The organism is Halorubrum trueperi (assembly GCF_042662525.1).
GTDB classification, from domain to species: domain Archaea; phylum Halobacteriota; class Halobacteria; order Halobacteriales; family Haloferacaceae; genus Halorubrum; species Halorubrum trueperi.
Genome location: NZ_JBHSXI010000001.1, coordinates 549,879 through 568,571, shown reverse-complemented (window position 1 = coordinate 568,571; position 18,693 = coordinate 549,879). Strand labels below are relative to the sequence as shown.

Sequence of the window (18,693 nt, the reverse complement as noted above, 5' to 3'; positions counted from 1 at the left end):
TCGTAGTGTGAGGGGATGGAACGACGACGCGGTAATGGCGACCGCGAGGGTTTGAAAATCGGGAGACGGGAGTCACTTTCCGTGCTCGGATGCGGCGTCGCGGCGGCGGTCGCGGGGTGTTCCCGCGGCGGTGCGGACGGCGACGATCGCGGCACGGACACGACGACGTTCGCGACGGCGGTCTCTGCTCCGCTCGCGACGCTCAATCCGATCTACGTCGCGGGGAGCGGTGCGGGGAACGCCCTCGCCCGCGTGCTCGATCAGGGCTACGCGTTCGACGAGAGCGGCGAGTACGTCCCGCTCCTCTACGATATGTCCACGGAAAACGGGGAGACGTGGACGTTCGAGGTGCGACGGGGGCTCCGGTTCAGCGACCCGTACGGCGAGGTGACGGCGAGCGACTTCGCGTACCTGATCCGGGAAGTTCACCAGAGCGAGTGGGCGGACTCTCCCGCGGCGGAGAGCTGGCGGGGCGTTACGGTGACTGAGACCGGCGAATACGAGTTTCGCGCGACCCTCGATGCGCCCCGGCTCCTGTGGCCCGAGAGTTACGATCCGCTCGTGTATCCCATCCCCCGGGAACTCCTCGAACCGTACGTCGACGCGGAGGACGCCGAGGGGCTTCGACGGGACGAGGAGCTCACCGAACTCCGGTTCACCGGCAACCTCGGACCGTACGTCCTCGAGGAGTGGCGGCGAGGCGAGGGGGTGCGATACGACCGCAACGACGACTACTACCTTCGGAACGCCGACGGTCTCGGAAGGGGCGACCTGCCGGAGGCCTTCGCCGAGGCACCCCACTTCGACGCCGCGTCGATACGGGTCCTCGCCGAGCGGGACGCCCGGCTCTCCGCGCTCGAAGCTGGCGAGATCGACTCGGCGGCGATCCCGTTGGAGCGCCTCGGTACGTACCGGGATGCCGAGGAGATTCGCGTCGACCGGATCCCGAGTTCCCGCGCCGAGCGGATCGCCGTCAACATGCGGGACAACGGGTGGACGGCGGGTCCGGGGAACCTGTTCCGGTACAGGGAGTTCAGACAGGCGATGGCGAGCGCCGTCGACAAGGAGGGGCTCATCGACGAAGTGTTCCGCGGATTCGCCGAGCCGAACTTCGCTTGGCAGCCGCCGTTCGGCGAGTTCCACCCGCCCGAAGGCGACGTTCCGACGTTCGGCGTCAGCGATCGGTACGGCGGCGACTACGCCCGCGATCTCGCGAGAGCGGCGTTCGACCGGTCGGCACACGAGTACGCGTTCGACGGCGAGGACATGGTCGGTCCCGACGGCGACCGGGTTCGCCTCGACCTGTACCGCGACGCGGATCGCGAACCGAACCGACGGGTCGCCGAGTTCGTCGCCGGCGAGCTCGGATCGAACCTCGGGATCGACGTGAGCGTCGAGGCCGTCGACCGCACTCAATTCGAGGCCGAGTACTACGCGACGACTGATTTCCCGACGCCGACGCGGAACGACGCGGGCGAGGTCACCGACCTGCCCGACGCGCTCGCGGACGAGGTAAACGGGGACACGGTGGAGTGGACGCGGCCGACTGCGGCCAACCCGGGACCGCGGAGCGTCACGTCGGCGGAGGACTGGGACATGGAGGTCGCGTTCGGTTCGAACACGTTCCCGAGGAATCCCCTCTCGAATGCCGCGTTCTTCGACGGGGCGACGGCCCCGCACAACGCTGTCGGCTACTACCCAGAGTTCGACGCGACCTCTCTTTTCGACCGCGCGCGGCGGGCTGACCGCCGAGAGCTGCTCGCGGACGCGCTCGCAGAACTGTTCGCGAGCGTCGCCGCGGAACAGCCCTACGTCACGCTGGCGTTTCCCGACGGCGCTGTCGGGTACCGTGACGGGCTCACGGGTCCGATAGAGAGCTTCTCGAACGGCTGGGATCTCCCCGCGTGGCGGTACGAGTGAGGGGACGTCGGACGACCGCGCGATCTCCGAGACGTCCCCGCCGCCCACCGCTGGCGTTCCCAGAGACCGCAGCAGTCGGCCCCGCCGCCGCGGTCACCGAACTCCGATCGGATCGAGCGCCACGTCCCGCTGCGCCGCTGCGGATGCTCCGGCGGCGACGACGGACACCGCGGTGTCGGTCGACTCAGCTTCCGGCTCCCGGTTCCGATCGGTCAGCACGGCGGTCGCGCCCGTCGAGAGGGGCGCGAGGAGCCCGGCGGCCAGCGCGCGCGGGTCAGCGAGGTCGGAGCGGAGGACGACCCGCGTCCCCGGCTCGATCTCGTACCGCTCGGCGACCGACGAGGCTGCAGCAAGGAGGTCGCGGTGGGAGATGTCGCGAGGAGTGGGATCGCGGTGGGAGATGTCGCGAGCGGCCGGTTCAGCGCGATGAGGATCTGCGCCGCGGAGTACGGGATCGGCCGGAGCGACGTCGCTCGGCGGCGTCGCCGGGTTCTCGCTCCACAGCTCCTGTTCCCAGTGGGTCGTTTCCGGGCGTTCGGGCGGTCCGCCGAACGCGGCGAGGTTCGTTCCGGGCGTCGGGTCGGTCGTCGCTTCGTCGGCGACGTCGACGAGGACCACGCAGTCCCCCGCCTCGATCCCCGCGTCGGGATCGAACCGAACCGGCGCGCCGAGCCGGGCCGCGCCGAGGAACGCGAGCGCCGTGTGGAGTCCCGGGGCGGGGTCGATTGCGACAGTCGATCCCTCGCGCGCGCCGAGGTAACGCAGCACGTTCGTCGCCTTGTACGCGTTGGTGATCGCGTCGTGATACGTGCGCTCCCGGCCGTCGGCCGTGACGATCGCGACGTCGCGGCTCCGTCGATCGCGTTCGAGGAGATCGCCGATCACGTCCATGTGCGAGGCTCAGAACGGTGGGGGCTAAAAGGAAGCGGGTCCGCCGCCAACTGACCGAGGAGCGAGGCGGTGCGCTCCAGTAGTGACGCGCATTGTCCCGGATGCAGTCAGTACTGCAATAGCGACGAGCGATTTCGGGAGGCGGTATTGCAGACCGCCGCCGGCGACGTGGTAGTTAAAGGTAGAACTGAGGGAGCGACGGCTGGTTATAAATGATCGAGCGGTTGGCGCGCCTCCGAGCGCCCACAGGGCGCGAGGAGCCCGCGAGGGACGCCGTGAGCGCCTTTATAAGGCGCGAAGCGGCGAGGTTGGGGAGGCGTGAGGTGCGGTTGCGGTGCTGTGCGGGGTGGGATTCAAAGGGGCAGCCGCGAGGCGGACGCAGGCGACACAAGCACCGCAGCGAAGGAGCGAACGAAGTGAGCGACGGAGTGAGGAGCGCAGCGAGCGTGCGCCCGCCTCGCGGCTGGGGCTTTGGAAGTGGTCACCGCACCAGCAATGATTTATAAGCGAGCGGCGGGGGCTTTGAAGAGGTTCACCGCGCAGTCAACCTCTTATGAGCGATCGACGCCGGCAACACAACGATTCACCGCACCAGCAACGATATATAACCAGCCGCCAGCAACACCATTCGATCACTTATAAACGACCACCCCAACACAATGAGATCCCTGTACCCGTGATCGATCGAGACACGCTCTTCAACGATCGGCTGTGTCACACCGTGTTGTGTCTGAAAAAGCGGATTTCGACAGAGCCGATGTGCTCACCGCTCCAGTAACGTCTTATAAGCGATCGGTCGGGTCGATGCGGAACGGCACTCCCTCGGCAACGATTCACGACCGAATCGAGCCGCAGATGCCTCGCCCGCACCCGCGTGGCCGACCTGTGAACCCATTCCGTACGGGTCGAAGCGAGCTCGTTCTCAGGGCGCGCCGGCGATGACCATCTTCGAGCCGTCGGCTTCGAAGGTGAGATCGCGCGTCGAGTCGGCGTCGACGCGCACCGCGTCGCCGGGGCCGAGCTCGACAGCGTCGCCGTCGACCGTGAGCGTCGCCTCGCCGTGGATCAGCACGTACACCTCCTCCTGTCCGTCCTCGGCGTGCTCGTGTTCCATCCCCTCCCACCCGTCGTCGGCCTCGACGACGGTCACGCCGAGCCGCTCGCAGTCGAGCGCGTCGCGGAGGAAGTGCATACCCGGTGCGCGCGGTTCCACGTCGTCGTAGGCGGTCGCGTCGTAGCCCATAGCAGGGCGGACGGGCCGAACCCCGGAAAAGCTACGGGTCGGCGAGGGTGGATGCTTAAAAGGAACTCTTCAGCTTCTCGAAGAAACCGCCGCCGACGTCGATGTCCTCGCCACCTGCCTCGGCGAACGCCTCCAGCGCCTCCCGCTGCTCCTCGTTGAGCGACTCGGGGATGACGACCCCGACCTGCACGTAGAGGTCGCCGCGGCCGCGCCGACGCAGCCGCGGCATTCCCTTCCCTTTGAGTCGGAACGTCTCGCCGCTCTGGGTCCCGGCGGGGACGTCCATCTCGACGCTGCCGTCGACCGTCTCCACCGCGATGGTGTCCCCGAAGACGGCCTGCGGAAAGGACACCGCTTCGCTCACGTGCAGGTCGTCGCCGTCGCGCTCGAATCGGTCGCCCACGTCGACGTCGACCTCGATCAGTAGGTCGCCGTTCGGGCCGCCGTTCTCACCGGGCGCGCCCTCGCGCTCCATCCGGAGGCTCTGCCCCGAGCGGATCCCCGCCGGGATCTCCACCGAGAGCGTCGCCTCCTCGCGGACGACGCCGTCACCGCCGCAGTCCGCGCAGTCCTCGCTGTACAGTTCGCCCTCGCCCTCACACCGCGGGCACGTCGAGGTCTGTTGGACGCGTCCCAAGGGCGTCTGCTGGACCTGCTGAACCTGTCCGCGACCGTTACACTGCGGGCACGTCTCCACGTCCGCGTCCGGGGGGTGTCCCGCGCCGTCGCAGGTGTCGCAGGCGGTCGGACGCGTGAGCGTGACCTGTTTCGTCGCGCCCTCGAACGCCTCCGTCAGATCGATCGTGAGACCCGTTTTGAGGTCGCGGCCCTGTCGCGGTCGGTTGTCGGGACCGCCGCCGCGACCCGCGCCGCCGCCGAAGAACTGGTTGAAGATGTCCTCGAATCCCCCGGCGCCGCCTGCACCGCCCGCGCCGCCAAAGGGACCGCCAGCACCGCCCGGGCCGCCGCCTCCCGTCGCGCCGCGCTTGTCGGCCTCGGTGAACCGGTCGTGGCCGAGCTGGTCGTACTGCCGGCGTTTCTGTTCGTCCGTGAGCACCTCCTTGGCCTTCTGGATCTTCTTGAACCGCTCCTCGGCGTCCTCGTCGTCGCTGACGTCGGGGTGGTGTTTGGCAGCCCGCTTGCGGTACGCCTGTTTGATCTCGTCCTCGCTGGCGTCCCGCGACACGCCCAAGACGTCGTAGAAGTCCTCGCTCATGCGTTACGTTCGTGAATAGTTGTGTGGATGGTGATCCGCCGGGGTCGGATGGGTCGTCGCTACTCTTCGTCTTCGTCTTCGTCGTCCACGTCCTCGAAGTCGGCGTCGACGTACTCCTCGTCGTCACCGTCGGGGTCGGCACCGGGACCCGCCGCACCGCCGGGGCCCGCCGCACCACCCATGCCGCCGGGGCCAGCGCCGCCAGCGCCACCGGGACCGGCACCGCCGGCCGCGCCGCCAGCGCCACCCGGACCGGCCTGCGCCGCCTGCTCCTGGTACATCTGCTTGCCGATCTCCTGAAGTTCCTCGGAGAGCGCCTCGGTGACCGATTCCAACTCCTCAGTGTCGGCGTCCTCGTCCTCGAGCGTCTCCTCGACGTCCTCGATGGCCGCCTCGATGTCGCCGACGAGGTCCTCGTCGAGGTCCTCCTCGTTCTCTTCGAGGAGCGTCTCCGCGCGCTGGATCGACGTTTCGGCCTCGTTGCGGGCCTCGATCCGCTCGCGGCGGGCCTCGTCCTCCGCTTTGTGTTTTTCGGCTTCCTCCTGCATCTCCTCGATCTCATCGTCGGAGAGCCCGACGCCCCCCTCGATGGTGATCGATTCGGCGTTGCCCGAGCCCTGATCCTCGGCCTCGACGTTGACGATCCCGTTCTCGTCGATGTTGAACGACACCTCGATCTGCGGGGTTCCGGCCGGTGACGGCGGAATCCCCGACAGTTGGAACGCGCCGAGTAGCTCGTTCTCCTCGGCGATCTCGCGTTCGCCCTGGAAGACGCGCACGTTCACCGACGTCTGGTTGTCCGCGGCCGTCGTGAACACCTTCGATTCCTCGGTCGGAATGGTCGTATTCTTCTCGATGAGCCGCTCGAAGAGGCCGCCTTTCACCTCGATCCCGAGCGAGAGCGGGGTGACGTCGAGCAGGACGATGTCGTCGACGTCGCCCGAGAGCACGCCGCCCTGGACCGCCGCGCCGAGCGCGACCGCCTCGTCGGGGTTGACGTTCTTCTTCGGCTGCTGGTCGACGAGTTCCTCGACCTTCTCCTGGACCTGCGGCATCCGAGTCGAACCGCCGACGAGGATGACCTCATCGATCTCGCCCGTCGAGTAGCCGGCGTCGGAGAGCGCCTGCTTCGTCGGACCGACGGTGCGCTCGATGAGGTCGCTCGTGAGGTTCTCGAACGTCGCGCGCGTGACCGACTGTTCGAGGTGGACCGGCCCGCTGTCGGTCGCGGTGATGAAGGGGAGATTAACGGTCGTCTCCTTCTTGTTCGACAGTTCGATCTTCGCCTCCTCGGCGGCGTCTTTCAGCCGCTGGAGCGCCTGCCGGTCATCGCGGAGATCGATCCCGTGGTCGTTCTCGAACTCCTCGGCGAGGTGGTCGATGAGGGCCTCGTCCCAGTCGTCGCCGCCGAGGTCGTTGTCCCCGTTCGTGGCGACGACCTCGTAGACGCCGCCGCCGAGATCGAGGACCGAGACGTCGAAGGTGCCGCCTCCGAGGTCGTACACGAGAACGGTCTGGTCCGACTCGTCGTCGAGCCCGTACGCCATGGAGGCCGCGGTCGGCTCGTTGACGATTCGCTCGACCTCGAAACCGGCGATCTCGCCGGCGTCCTTCGTCGCCTGTCGCTGCTTGTCGTTGAAGTACGCGGGGACCGTGATCACGGCCTTCTCGACGTCGTCGCCGAGGTACTCCTCGGCGTCGCGTTTGATCTTTTGGAGGATCATCGCCGAGACCTGCTCGGGGGTGTACGTTTCGTCACCAATCTCGACCGTGTAGCCGTCCTCGCCCATGTGCCGCTTGATCGACTGGATCGTCCGGTCAGGGTTCTGGACGGCCTGGTTCTTCGCCGGCTTTCCGACGAGTCGCTCGTCGTCGTCGGCGAACGCGACGACGGAGGGCGTGGTCCGATCGCCCTCCGCGTTCGCGATGATCTCGGGCTCGTCGCCCTCCATTACCGCGAACGCGGAGTTGGTGGTACCGAGGTCGATACCGAGAATCTTGTTGCTCGCCATCTTGGCCAAAGGTAGCGTCTTGTGTCGGTTAAAGGTTACTAGACGGCGCGATTTCTCGATGGCACCTATCTAGTCGCAGTCGTGCGATTTCCCGATCGTGTGAACTGGTCACATCGATGTCTTTATACAGATCCGCAAGCGCAGCAGCCGTGGCCGGCTCGGTGCCGAACGGACGGCGTTTCTTGGTGATATCCAGCCAACGAGATCAGATCCCGCCGACGAGGTCCTCAAGTGCCGCCCGGGGGTCGTCGGCCTTGGCCACGCCGGACGCCAGCAGGATGCCGGAGGCACCGAGGTCGCCCGCGGCGGCCACGTCGTCGCCGGTCGAGACGCCCGCGCCGCAGAACACGTCGACCGCGGGGTCGACCGCCTCGGCGGCCGCGACCGCGTCCTCGACGATTCCTGGGTCGGCCGTCGAGACGGAAACGTCGCCGCCGATGAGCTCCGGCGGCTCGACGGCGACGGCGTCGGGACCGAGGGCTGCGGCCGCCCCAACCTGTGCGGGGTTGTTCGCACAGACGATCGTTTCCAGGTTCGCCCGCTCGGCCGCGCGGACGGAGCCGTCGACGTCGGCGAGCTTGAGGCGGTTCTCCGAGTGGTTGATGAGTGTCCCCTCTGCGCCGTTGTCCGCGACAGCTTCTGCGAGCGTCGATCCGGTGTGGGAGCCGTGTGCGTTCGGCGAGACGTGCTGGGCCCACGTCTCGACGCCGGTCTCCGCGACGCGAGCGACGTCGGCGGCCTGCGGGGAGATCGCGATCCGCGCGCCGGACGCCTCGGCGACGTCGCGGGCGGCGGTCGCCACGTCGATCGGATCGCACGGGTACGCCTTGAGATTCACCAGGATGAACATACTCGGACTGGAGCGCCGCGGGCGCAAATAGCTTCATGCTCCGGCGATGCTCCGACGGTGATTCGCATTTCCGTGATCTCCCCCGACGGTGATTCGCACGGAGCGGCTCTGTCGAGATCATCTTTTTAAGAGACAATTCGTCCGAAACAGTTGGTCGCTGAACAGTGCCTCTTGATTGATTCCGGGAGTATGGATCTCATTGTGTTGAGGTGACCGTTTATAAGTGAACGAGTGGTGTTGCTGTCGGCTGTTTATATGTCGTTGACGGCGCGGTGAATAGCCGTGTTTCTGGCGTTGATTGCTTATAAGTGGTTGACTGCGCGGCAACCACTCACAAAGCCCCAGCCTCGCCGCTCGCTTCGCTCGCGGCGTCCCTCGCGGGCTCCTCGCGTCCGTTTAAAACGGACGCTCGGAGGCGCACCACCGCGTCGTTTATTTATAAGGGGTCGTCCATTCCGCGCTCATTTCTTTTAAATATCACGTCACTGGCGGCGGTCTGCAATACCCACTCCCGGTATCCCTCGTCGCAGTTCCTGCATTGGCGGCATCGGCGCAGGGTCGGTCACGTGTGGTGGGTATCAAGAGAGCCCGGAGAGCATAAACGACCTCATACCCCGGTACTGTGGGTCTCGACGAGAGATGTCCCTCATCGAGCTCATCGCCGGCGTGGAAGCTCGCGAGGCCACGGTTACCGTCTTCAACGCGGATCCGGCGGTCGCGGACGCGCTCCGCGACCACTTCGCCGACCGCAACGTCCGGATAGTCGACGGACAGACGGCCGTCGGCCCGGCGGATTTCGCCGTCCTCTCGCGGGACGGCGCGTTCGTCACGGCCGTCGCCGTCGAGGAGCTACTTCCCGAGTCCGGCTCCGGGAATAGCTCCGGGTCCGATTCCGGAGATGGATCCGGGGACGGCTCCCGGGTCGGCGAGCCGATTCTGGACCACCTGGACGAGACGATGTTCACGTCCTACTCGCGGGCTGGCATGGTGGCGGCCTCGCGAGAAATCGAAGACCGCGCGTGGCGCGTCGGGCGCGGCGAGCTCCACGCTGGCTTCCAGACGCTCGACGTGCTCACTGGCGAGGCCGACACCTACGATCTGCTCGGTGGGAGAGACGATCTAGACGTTCACGCGTACGCGGCGGACGAGGGGAACGCTCCCGACGTGGAGCACTACACCGTCCACGTCGGGCGAACGTCCGAGATCCGTGAGACGTGGTTCGTCGCGTACGACGGCGGCGGGCTCGACGAGGCGACGTGCGCGCTGCTCGCCGAGGAGCGTGCGCCGGGCGAGTTTTACGGATTCTGGAGTTACGACCCCGAGACGGTCGAGTACGTAATCGACTACCTGACCGAGCGCTACGGGGGATCGGAACAGACGGACGATGGAGGCGCGACGGCGTGACTGTCCGGGGCTCAGAGACGACCGCTTGGCTGTCGAGCGCGACGCTCGTCGCGACGATCGCGACCGCCGGGAGCCTCTGGTTCAGCCTCGGTCTCGGACTCGATCCCTGCGATCTGTGTTGGTACCAGCGGATCCTCATGTACCCGCTCGTCGTGGTGCTGGGCGTCGCGACCGTCGAGAACCGACCGGCGGTCTCGCGGACCGCACTGCCGCTGGCGGGTCTCGGGCTGTGTCTCTCCGCGTACCACTCGTACCTTCAAGCGACGACGGACCAGTGCGCGTTCGGCGGCCCGTGTGCGACCGTGCAGTGGCGAATGCCAGTGCTCGATCTCACGATCCCGAACCTCTCGTTCGTCGCGTTCGGGCTGCTCGCGGTCCTGCTCGTCGGAATGTGGATGCGGGTCAAACAATAGCGGCGATCGAGAGGCGACGCCGGGCGGGTCCAGAGACGCTCGATCCGGGCAGTCCGTTCAGTCCTTCCGCTTGACCACGTCGCCGAGCGTCATGGTGCCGGCGTCGCTACCGTCCCATTCGGCGTCTTCGACGGACTCGCCCTCGACGAGCGAGATGTCGAGCGCGCGCTCCAGCTTGCGCTGGATGTCGTCGGTGGGAAGCGTGTCGCCGCGTTCGAGCTTGCGGATGAGACTCGCCTTCTCGTTGAGCTGGTCGGCGAGCTCCTCCTGACTCAGGCCGCGAGACTCGCGGGCGTCGCGGATCTGGTCGTCGTAGTCGGTGGCGATTTCGTCCATGTCGTCGAACATGTCGCGGGGACGCGTCGATCCGCCGGAGGAACCGCCGGAGCCGGACGACGAGGAAGACGATGAGGACGACGACTTCCCGGTGCTCGAACTCGTGGAGTACTTGCTGCCGCCGGAGCCGGTCGACTCGTCCCGGACCTCGGTACCGAAGTCCGTACACGAGCTGCACAGCTCCAGTTCGGCACCTTCGACCTTCGTCGTCGTCAACGAGGCCTGGTCGGCACCGCACATCTCACACTGGGGCATACGCGACGGTAACGCTCCCGGTGGTATAAAGGGTGCGCCGGGCGACCGACGCCGCCGAATCGCCACGGATCGTGCCGCGTCCGGTACCGACTTGTCGCCGGGGACGGCAGGGGAAGTATGGACGTCCACGTCACCCAGTCGACCGTGCGGGGAACGACCCGCGCGCCTCCCTCGAAGAGCTACACCCACCGCGCGCTGTTGGCGGCGGGATACAGCGACGGCGCGACCGTTCGATCGCCGCTGATTTCGGCGGACACGAAGGCGACCGCCCGCGCCGTCACCGCCTTCGGCGGCAACGTGGCTCCCGTGACCGGCGACGCCCGTGACGCCGCCGCACTCGACGACGCTGCTGCCCGTGACGATGCCGCGCTCGACGACGCCGACGCCCTCGCCGTCGACGGCTTCGACGGTCGACCGAGCGTCCCCGACGACGTGATCGACTGCGCGAACTCCGGGACGACGATGCGGCTCGTCACCGCCGCGGCCGCGCTCGCGGACGGCGCGACCGTCCTCACGGGAGACGGATCGCTTCGCTCGCGGCCGCAAGGGCCGCTCCTCGACGCTCTCACGGACCTCGGCGCGCGTGCGGAATCGACCCGCGGTAACGGACGGGCCCCGCTCGTCGTCTCCGGGCCGCTCGCGGGCGGTGAGGTGTCGATCCCGGGAGACGTCTCCTCGCAGTACGTCACGGCCCTGCTGATGGCCGGCGCGGTCACGGAGGAGGGGATCGATATCGACCTGACCACCCCCCTCAAGTCCGCGCCCTACGTCGATATCACGCTCGAACTCCTCGCCGAGTTCGGGGTCGAGGCGGAGCCGATCGGCGACGGTGGCGATGTCCTCGACGGTGCATCCGGCGCTGCCGGGTTCGCCGTCCCCGGCGGGCAGTCGTATGCGCCCGCGGACGGAAGCTACACGGTTCCGGGCGACTTCTCGTCCATCTCGTACCTCGTCGCCGCGGGCGCGGTCGCCGCCGCCCCCGGTGAACAGGTCCGAATCGAGGGGGCCCGACCGAGCGCACAGGGCGACTCGGCGATAGTCGAGATCGCGGAGCGCATGGGTGCCGACGTCGACTGGGACCGCGACACCGGCGTCATCGCCGTCGAGCGATCCGAGTTGTCGGGTGTCGAGGTCGACGTCGGCGACACGCCCGACCTCCTCCCGACCGTCGCGACGCTCGGCGCGGTCGCCGGGGGCGACACCCGGATCGTGAACTGCGAGCACGTGCGCTACAAGGAGACCGACCGCGTGTCGGCGATGGCCGAGGAGCTGGAGAAGCTGGGTGCGGAGGCGACGGAGGAACCGGACACGCTGACGATTCACGGCGACGAAAGCGAGCTACGCGGCGCTGCGGTCAACGGCCGCGCCGATCACCGGATCGTGATGTCGCTCGCGGTCGCCGCCCTCGTCGCCGAGGGCACCACGACGATCCGCGGCGGCGAGCACGTCGACGTCTCGTTCCCAAACTTCTTCGAGGCGATGGCCGACCTCGGAATGACCGTCGAGCGCGACGGCGAGACAGCCTGATCCGCGGCGACGCGACTTAGGACCCGAACCGCTCGCGGGCGAATTTTACCAGAAGCGGGAGGTCGTCGAGGTGGAGGAGCTTCGACATCGCGGCCTTATCGCCCCGGTTCGCCTTTTCGAGGGTGTTCTCGTCGGCCCGCTGGAGGTCCCGCATAAACCGGTCGTACCGCTTGTTCGGCGCGAGGTACAACAGGCGCGTGAGCATCAGCCGCGAGCGCATTCGGGGGGCCACGTCCCGATGCCAAAGTCGCTCGTAGACGGCGAGGCTCTCCGCGTCGAGGCGGCGCTCCGAGTCGGTGAGACACCGGTCGACGGTGGCCGCCGCGGCGCGAGCCGACTTCATTCCCTTGTGAATCCCCTCGCCCCACAGCGGATCGATGCTCGGGACCGCGTCGCCGATAGCGAGGAAGCGGTCGGTGTGCATTTGGTCCGGCATCTGAATGTGCGCTGAGCCGCGGTGTACCTTCCCACCGAGCCGCTCGGCGTCCGCGAAGCGCGGGTCGCGGTCGATCCACGCCTCGAGGTATCCGTCGACCGTCTGTCCCTCGTCGGCGAACTCGCGGTGACGGTCGTTCTGGATGTAACAGAGCCCGACCTTCGCCGAATCCTCGCCGGTGGCGAAGATCCACGAGTAGCCCCCCGGAGCGATGTCGTGGTCGAGTCGGAGCATCATCGCTCGCCGCAAGTCGGCGTACTCCGGGTGATTCATCTCGACGCCCTCCATCTCGTATTCGATGCCGATAGCCTGATTCTCGCGCCGTAAGTCGACCACGTCGAGCGCGCTCGCGAGGGGCGCGGCGGGTCCGGTGGCGTCGATCACGACCTCGGCGTACACCTCCTCGTCGCCGTTGTACCGCACTCCTTCGATGACGCCGTCGTCGTCGAGTATCGGTCGGGAGACTCGGGCGTCGAACCAGTATTCGGCACCGTTTTCGCGGCCGTCCGCGACGAGGAAGCGCTTGAACTCGGCGAACTCCAGCACCGCGCCCGGCTGGTAGCTCTCGTAGTAACTGTTCGGGGACTCCAACACGACGTCGTCGGTGTACGACATGACCACGTCGTCCGGGACGCCGAAGGAGGACATCATCGACGGGAACGTTCCGGCGGTCGATTTGTTGCTCTGGCGGGGGAACTCGGCTTCCGACTCCGTTTCGAGAACGACGACGTCGTAGCCTCGCGTCGCCAGATCGCGGGCGCACTGGGCACCCGCCGGTCCGGCACCCGCGATCACGACGTCGTAGCGATCAACCATATACCCGTCAATACGGACCCACGTAATTAGGCTTGCTGAAACCGGTCGCGATCGACGCCTGAGCGGCCCCAGTCGCCGTATTTTGCCCGTGAGGCGAGGTCGGAATACGCCGGTTGAGTGCGGTCGCGTGCGATACCACAGTTTATGCGGGCGGTGTCGCGGTCACGGACATCCTGTCGCGGTCACGGACACCCTGTCGCGGTCACCGGGACATGGCCGTGCTCATGAGGGCACGCTGTCGCGATCACCGGGACGTCGCCCTGTTCATGGGGGCACCGCTCCCCTCACGGGAACGTCACGCCGGTGAGTTCGAATCGGGCCCCGCCGGCGCTCCCGTCCGTCGCTCGGATCGTCCACCCGTGCGCGTCGGCGATCTCCTCGGCGATCGTGAGGCCGAAGCCCGTTCCCCCCGCGGCGGTCGAGTACCCGCTCTCGAAGATCGCCTCTCGCTCGTCCGCCGGGATCCCATCGCCGTCGTCCTCGACGAAGAATCCAGTCGAGCCGTCAAGTTCGCCGATCGTAACGGCCACGTCTCCGCCGTGCTCGACGCAGTTGCGGAACAGATTTTCGAGGAGCTGTCGCAGCCGACTTTCGTCCGCTCGAATCGTGACGTCGGTCTCGACGGTCAACACCGCGCCTCCGGTGTCGACGTTGCGCCAGCAGGCGTCCGCGACCTCGTCGAGATCGATCGGCTCCGTCTCGTCGACCGATTCCCCCTCGCGAGCGAGCGCGAGCAGATCGTCGATCAGCACGCCCATTCGATCCAAGGCGTTCGCGGCGGCGTCCAGCCGATCGCTGTCGTACTCCTCGCGAGCGAGGTCGAGGTTCCCCTCGGCGACGTGCAGCGGATTTCGCAGGTCGTGCGAGACGACGCTGGCGAACTCTTCCAACCGCTCGTTCTGCCGTTCGAGCTCGCGCTCCCGACGCTTTCGCTCTGTCACGTCACGTATCACGCCGACCCGCGCGACGCTCCCCTCGGAACCCGGCAACGGGGTAAATCGGAGTTCCGACGGGATCTCCTCGCCGTCGATCGTCCGGAAGTCGTACTCGATCCGGGCGACGTCGAGCTCGCCCCGATCGAGCGCCTCGTACATCGATCGAGTCCGTTCCATTACGGAATCGCTCACCAGCCGGTCGATCGGCGTCCCGAGCAGCTCCTCGCGGGAGGCCCCCTTCATCTCCACGTACCGATCGTTGACGAAGTCGATGTTGCCGCCTTGATCGAGCGTGTACACGGCGTCAGCGAGCGATTGGACGATGGTCTCGTACCGCCGGAGTTCGCGTTCACGCGCGGCGCGCTCGTGGTTGCGAACCGCCCGGTGGACCACGTCGGCGACGTCGCTGACGAACTCGATCTCGTCGTCGGTCCACTCGCGCGGTCCGCCGACGTGTTCGTGACAGATCATGCCGACGACGTCTCCCTCGGATCGGAGCGTCCCGTCCAACAGCGCTCCGATCCCCTTCGCGTCGAGGTACTCGTCGGCCAGCTCCGCGGTCCGCGGGTCGTCGGCCGCGTCGTCGACGGCGATCGCGCGGTTCGTTTCGAGCGCCTCGACGTACGTCGGGTGTTCGCCCGTACGCAGTCGCATCCCTCCGTCGTGGTCGCCGGTGCGCCGATCGTAGTTATCCACGCAGACGAGCGCCGCTCCGTCCGCTGTCGAAGACGGGGTCACCCCGGCGGTCTCGCTCAACCAGACGTTGACCCGGTCGACGTCCAACACCTCCGCGGTCGTTTCCGTGATCTGTCGGATGGCGGCGTCGAACTCTCCGTTGACGACCGCCTCGTCCGTCGCGAGCTCCAGGAGCGTCTCGCGTTGGCGTTCCCGCCGCCGTCGCGATCGTTTTTCTTCGGTGATGTCCGCGCCGACGCAGGCGACGCGGGCGACGGCTCCCGACCCGTCACGTATCGGATCTCCGTGGATCCGCACCCACCGTCGGTGGTCTTCCGCCGCGTTCACCCGACACTCGATCTCGATCGGCTCGCCGGCCGAGAGCCGCGCCATCCCGTCGCGGACGGCCCGCCTGTCCTCGGGGTGAACCCCGCTCAAGAAGTCCGTCGGGTCCTCGCGAAGCGCCTCGACCGACCGGCCCCACAGCCGCTCGTACGCGGAGCTGACGAACAGCACCTCGCTCCAGTCGCTCGAGAAGACGGAGATGAGCTGATCGGTGTGGGCCGCCACCTCGACGAGCCGCTGTTCCGCCCTGTGACTCCGGTACTGGCTCACGGCGTTTCTGATCCGATTCGCGAGCAGCTCGTACTGCTCCGTCCCGATCCCCTTCTGGAGGTAGTCGGTCGCGCCGGCGCGGATCGCGTCGCTCGCGATCTCCTCCGACCCCTTCCCGGTAAACAACACGAAGGGGAGGTCCGGTCGCTCCGCCCTGACATCCCGGAGAAACTCGATCCCTGTCCGCGAGGGCATGTCGTAGTCGGAGATCACGCAGTCGAACGATCCGTCCGCGAGGGCCGACAGTCCGTCCGCCGACGACGTCGCCGTCTCGACGACGAACCGATCGTCTTCGCGTTCGAGAAACGTCGCGGTCAGATCGGAGAAGTCGGGCTCGTCGTCGACGTGGAGAACCCGGATCTCGTCCATCACTGAGTGATGCTCACGTCCCGCATAAATAGATGTATTGCCGCCGCATCGGGGTCGTTGTCGCCACATCGACGATGTTGTCGCTGCATTAGCATCGTCCGAAGCGAATCGCCGAATCAACGCCTTCCGGAGCGAGTGGCCGCCCGTGTTAATCAGTAGAACTCTCGAACGAGGTCAGTCGCGCTCTCGGGCGCGCCGTCCGGGATGACGGACATGTCCTCGTCGACGCCGTGCTGTTCGTGGTACGGCACGGAGTCTTCGTCCTGATAGATGATCCCTTGGTGTTCCGTCTCGGCGTCGAAGATGACGTCTTTGGCGGCCGCCTTGTCGGTCGGATCGTGCTCGGTCTCCTTCAGATCGACGAGCGAGTCGCGGAAGTAGTCGTAGGTGTCGACGTCGTTGAAGGTGACGCAGGGCGAGTAGACGTTCACGAAGCCGAACCCGTCGTGTTCGACCGCCTTCTGGATGATCTCCTGGTGACGGAGCGCGTCGGAGGAGAACGACTGCGCGATGAACGTCGCTCCGGAGGCGAGCGCCAGTGCGTGCGGGTTGACCGGCGGCTGCTTGGGACCCTCCGGGCTCGTCGAAGTCTCGAAGTCCTCGCGGGAGGTCGGGGACGCCTGACCCTTCGTCAGGCCGTAGATGCGGTTGTCCATCACGACGTACGTCATGTCGACGTTGCGCCGAACGGCGTGGACGAAGTGACCCGCGCCGATGGAGTAGCCGTCGCCGTCGCCGCCGGCGACCATGACTTCGATGTCGGGCCGAGCCATCTTGACGCCGGTCCCGACGGGGAGCGCGCGACCGTGGACGCCGTGAAGCGCGTAGCTGTGCATGTACGTGCCGATCTTTCCGGAACAGCCGATGCCGGCGACGACGAAGGTGTTGTCGGGGTCGTTTCCCGTCTCGGCGAGCGCCTTCATCATCCCGTTCATCGTTCCGAAGTCGCCACAGCCCGGGCACCAGGTCGGCTGCTTGTCGGACTTGAAGTCGGTGAATCGAATGTCTGAGCTCATTGGTTACGCCTCCACCCCCTCCGCGAGGGTCTCCTTGATGTCATTTGCGAGTTCGTCCGCCTTGAACCGCACGCCGTTGTATTTGTTTATCCGGTCCACGCGGGCCAAGACGTCGTGCTCGACGAGGTCCGCGAACTGCCCCCGTTCGTTGCACTCGACGACGATGACGGTCTCTGCCGCCTCGACGTCCTCGGAGAGGTCCGGCCGTGGGAAGATGTACGGTACGGAGAGGATCCGCACGGCCTGTCCCTCGTCCTCGAGGAGGTCGACCGCCTCGGCGAGGGCACCCTCGTTCGAGCCCCACGTGACCACGAGCGTGTCGGCGTCGGCGTCGCCGAACTCGCGCGGGCTCCAGTCCTCGCGCTCGCGCGCAGTCTCGACCTTTCGGTTGCGCTTGTCGACCTGCTCGACGCGCATCTCCGTGTCCTCGGTCCGACGACCCTGCTCGTCGTGTTCGAGGCCGGTGGACATGTGCGCGCCGTCGGCCGTGCCGGGGAACGCCCGCGGCGAGATTCCGTCGTCCGTGATCTCGTGCGGCTGGAAGCCGCCCGACTCGCTCATGTGATCGTCGATGGTGGCTTCGTCGACGACGAAGCCGCGGTCGACTTCCACTTCGTCCATGTCGAACGTGTCCGGGGTGAACGTCTGCTCGGTGACCGCCATCGAGAGGTCCGCGGTGAGATACACCGGGAGCTGATACTTCTCGGCGAGGTTGAACGCCTCGACGGTCTTCCAGAAGCACTCCGCGATCGTCGTCGGCGCGAGCACGAACCGGGGCACTTCGCCGTGGCCCCCGTACAGCATCTGGTTCAAATCGCCCTGCTCCTGTTTCGTCGGCATTCCGGTCGACGGTCCGGACCGCATCACGTTACAGATGACGAGCGGCGTCTCCGAGGTAGCGATGAGCCCGAACGTCTCCGTCATCAGGTCGATCCCGGGACCGGACGTAGCGGTCATCGATCGCGCGCCCCCGCGGGCGGCACCGAGCGCCATGTTGATCGCGGACAGCTCGTCTTCCGCCTGCACGACGTGGCCGCCGTAGCGCTCGATGCGGCCGGTGAGGTACGTCATCACATCGGTCGCGGGCGTGATCGGATAGCCGGCATAAAAGCGGCACCCCGCCGCGATAGCTCCCATGCCGATGGCCTCGTCGCCGTTGAGGAGCACGTAGTCCTCGTCGGTCGTCTCCAGGTCGTAGTCGAACTCGTGGTCGAACTCGTCGGCGACGTACGACCGCCCCGCGCGGGCGGCCTCCTTGTTGTTGTCGACGAGCTTCTGTCCCTTGTCCGCGAAGCGCTTTTCGAGCGCGGAGTCGAGATTCTCGATGGGGAACTCGGCGACCTCGCAGGCCGCACCCAGCGCGACGACGTTCCGCATGATCGCCCCGCCGGCCTCCTCGGCGAGCCGCTTGAGCGGGACGTCGATTCCGATCATCTCGTCGGGGATCTCGACGTCCTGCATCGTGGTCCGCTCGCCGTCGTAGATGATCACCGATCCCTCGTGGAGCTCGTCGAGGTTCTCCTCGATGGTCCGCGGGGTCAGCGCGATGAGCACGTCGAGCCGATCAACGACGCTCTGTACCTTGTCGACGGACGTTCGCACCTTGTAGGCGGTGTAGCCGCCCCGGATCCGCGAGGCGAAGTCCTTCGACGTGAACACGTGTCGACCCGCTCGAGAGAGCGCTTGCGCGAAGATCTTCCCGGTCGAGTCGATGCCGTCGCCGGCCTCCCCGCCGACGGCCCAGTTGAAGTCCGCAGCCATGCT

General features: G+C 67.0%; 14 protein-coding genes. 4 read left to right on the top strand and 10 right to left on the bottom strand.

Features of this window, described 5'->3' with window-relative positions; translation table 11 throughout:
- Positions 1–15: 15 nt before the first annotated feature.
- Positions 16–1,920, top strand: a complete 1,905-nt coding sequence (locus tag ACFQEY_RS02910) for an ABC transporter substrate-binding protein (protein WP_379764611.1) — start codon at positions 16–18, stop codon at positions 1,918–1,920.
- A 93-nt stretch (positions 1,921–2,013) separates the two neighbouring features.
- Here the strand turns inward: ACFQEY_RS02910 and ACFQEY_RS02905 are convergent, their stop codons facing one another.
- The 5 genes from ACFQEY_RS02905 to tpiA all read right to left on the bottom strand — a co-directional run bounded on the left by ACFQEY_RS02905 (position 2,014) and on the right by tpiA (position 8,132).
- On the bottom strand, positions 2,014–2,811 hold the full coding sequence (locus ACFQEY_RS02905) for a hypothetical protein (RefSeq protein WP_379764609.1): 798 nt from the start codon (positions 2,809–2,811) through the stop codon (positions 2,014–2,016).
- 922 nt (positions 2,812–3,733) lie between these two features.
- Positions 3,734–4,054, bottom strand: coding sequence for a cupin domain-containing protein (locus ACFQEY_RS02900; protein WP_379764607.1), 321 nt, complete (start codon positions 4,052–4,054; stop codon positions 3,734–3,736).
- A gap of 55 nt (positions 4,055–4,109) precedes the next feature.
- Positions 4,110–5,270, bottom strand: a complete 1,161-nt coding sequence (dnaJ, locus tag ACFQEY_RS02895) for a molecular chaperone DnaJ (protein ID WP_379764605.1) — start codon at positions 5,268–5,270, stop codon at positions 4,110–4,112.
- Between the two features lie 59 nt (positions 5,271–5,329).
- Positions 5,330–7,282, bottom strand: a complete 1,953-nt coding sequence (dnaK, locus tag ACFQEY_RS02890) for a molecular chaperone DnaK (RefSeq protein WP_379764603.1) — start codon at positions 7,280–7,282, stop codon at positions 5,330–5,332.
- A 205-nt stretch (positions 7,283–7,487) separates the two neighbouring features.
- Positions 7,488–8,132, bottom strand: coding sequence for a triose-phosphate isomerase (gene tpiA, locus ACFQEY_RS02885; protein WP_379764601.1), 645 nt, complete (start codon positions 8,130–8,132; stop codon positions 7,488–7,490).
- A gap of 639 nt (positions 8,133–8,771) precedes the next feature.
- On the opposite strand from tpiA, the gene ACFQEY_RS02880 reads away from it, so the two are divergent.
- Both ACFQEY_RS02880 and ACFQEY_RS02875 read left to right on the top strand, forming a co-directional pair.
- Positions 8,772–9,536, top strand: coding sequence for a DICT sensory domain-containing protein (locus ACFQEY_RS02880; protein ID WP_379764599.1), 765 nt, complete (start codon positions 8,772–8,774; stop codon positions 9,534–9,536).
- Positions 9,533–9,949, top strand: a complete 417-nt coding sequence (locus tag ACFQEY_RS02875) for a disulfide bond formation protein B (RefSeq protein WP_379764597.1) — start codon at positions 9,533–9,535, stop codon at positions 9,947–9,949. The genes ACFQEY_RS02880 and ACFQEY_RS02875 overlap by 4 nt, the downstream gene beginning before the upstream one ends.
- A 57-nt stretch (positions 9,950–10,006) precedes the next feature.
- On the opposite strand, the gene ACFQEY_RS02870 is transcribed toward ACFQEY_RS02875, so the two are convergent.
- Positions 10,007–10,540, bottom strand: a complete 534-nt coding sequence (locus ACFQEY_RS02870) for a multiprotein bridging factor aMBF1 (protein ID WP_379764595.1) — start codon at positions 10,538–10,540, stop codon at positions 10,007–10,009.
- Positions 10,541–10,657: 117 nt separating this feature from the next.
- Here ACFQEY_RS02870 and aroA point away from each other — a divergent pair, with 117 nt between their 5' ends.
- Positions 10,658–12,067: a 3-phosphoshikimate 1-carboxyvinyltransferase gene (aroA, locus tag ACFQEY_RS02865; RefSeq protein ID WP_379764593.1), complete on the top strand. Its 1,410-nt coding sequence runs from the start codon at positions 10,658–10,660 to the stop codon at positions 12,065–12,067.
- Between the two features lie 16 nt (positions 12,068–12,083).
- Here aroA and ACFQEY_RS02860 read toward each other — a convergent pair whose 3' ends face one another.
- From ACFQEY_RS02860 to ACFQEY_RS02845, 4 genes are all read right to left on the bottom strand, one after another.
- Complete coding sequence (locus ACFQEY_RS02860; protein WP_379764591.1) at positions 12,084–13,319, bottom strand: digeranylgeranylglycerophospholipid reductase; 1,236 nt, start codon at positions 13,317–13,319, stop codon at positions 12,084–12,086.
- Between the two features lie 284 nt (positions 13,320–13,603).
- Positions 13,604–15,913 (bottom strand): PAS domain S-box protein, encoded by a 2,310-nt coding sequence (locus ACFQEY_RS02855; RefSeq protein WP_379764589.1) that lies wholly within the window; start codon positions 15,911–15,913, stop codon positions 13,604–13,606.
- Positions 15,914–16,065: 152 nt separating this feature from the next.
- Positions 16,066–16,929, bottom strand: coding sequence for a 2-oxoacid:ferredoxin oxidoreductase subunit beta (locus tag ACFQEY_RS02850; protein ID WP_379764587.1), 864 nt, complete (start codon positions 16,927–16,929; stop codon positions 16,066–16,068).
- Positions 16,930–16,932: 3 nt separating this feature from the next.
- Positions 16,933–18,690: a 2-oxoacid:acceptor oxidoreductase subunit alpha gene (locus ACFQEY_RS02845; protein ID WP_379764585.1), complete on the bottom strand. Its 1,758-nt coding sequence runs from the start codon at positions 18,688–18,690 to the stop codon at positions 16,933–16,935.
- Between the last annotated feature and the right edge of the window lie 3 nt (positions 18,691–18,693).

What these genes read in the sequence shown, in the direction of transcription:
- ACFQEY_RS02910 (WP_379764611.1), top strand. Translation starts at nt 16, where the DNA reads ATGGAACGACGACGCGGTAATGGCGACCGCGAGGGTTTGAAAATCGGG.
- ACFQEY_RS02905 (WP_379764609.1), bottom strand. Translation starts at nt 2,811, where the DNA reads ATGGACGTGATCGGCGATCTCCTCGAACGCGATCGACGGAGCCGCGAC.
- ACFQEY_RS02900 (WP_379764607.1), bottom strand. Translation starts at nt 4,054, where the DNA reads ATGGGCTACGACGCGACCGCCTACGACGACGTGGAACCGCGCGCACCG.
- dnaJ (WP_379764605.1), bottom strand. Translation starts at nt 5,270, where the DNA reads ATGAGCGAGGACTTCTACGACGTCTTGGGCGTGTCGCGGGACGCCAGC.
- dnaK (WP_379764603.1), bottom strand. Translation starts at nt 7,282, where the DNA reads ATGGCGAGCAACAAGATTCTCGGTATCGACCTCGGTACCACCAACTCC.
- tpiA (WP_379764601.1), bottom strand. Translation starts at nt 8,132, where the DNA reads ATGTTCATCCTGGTGAATCTCAAGGCGTACCCGTGCGATCCGATCGAC.
- ACFQEY_RS02880 (WP_379764599.1), top strand. Translation starts at nt 8,772, where the DNA reads ATGTCCCTCATCGAGCTCATCGCCGGCGTGGAAGCTCGCGAGGCCACG.
- ACFQEY_RS02870 (WP_379764595.1), bottom strand. Translation starts at nt 10,540, where the DNA reads ATGCCCCAGTGTGAGATGTGCGGTGCCGACCAGGCCTCGTTGACGACG.
- aroA (WP_379764593.1), top strand. Translation starts at nt 10,658, where the DNA reads ATGGACGTCCACGTCACCCAGTCGACCGTGCGGGGAACGACCCGCGCG.
- ACFQEY_RS02860 (WP_379764591.1), bottom strand. Translation starts at nt 13,319, where the DNA reads ATGGTTGATCGCTACGACGTCGTGATCGCGGGTGCCGGACCGGCGGGT.
- ACFQEY_RS02855 (WP_379764589.1), bottom strand. Translation starts at nt 15,913, where the DNA reads ATGGACGAGATCCGGGTTCTCCACGTCGACGACGAGCCCGACTTCTCC.
- ACFQEY_RS02850 (WP_379764587.1), bottom strand. Translation starts at nt 16,929, where the DNA reads ATGAGCTCAGACATTCGATTCACCGACTTCAAGTCCGACAAGCAGCCG.
- ACFQEY_RS02845 (WP_379764585.1), bottom strand. Translation starts at nt 18,690, where the DNA reads ATGGCTGCGGACTTCAACTGGGCCGTCGGCGGGGAGGCCGGCGACGGC.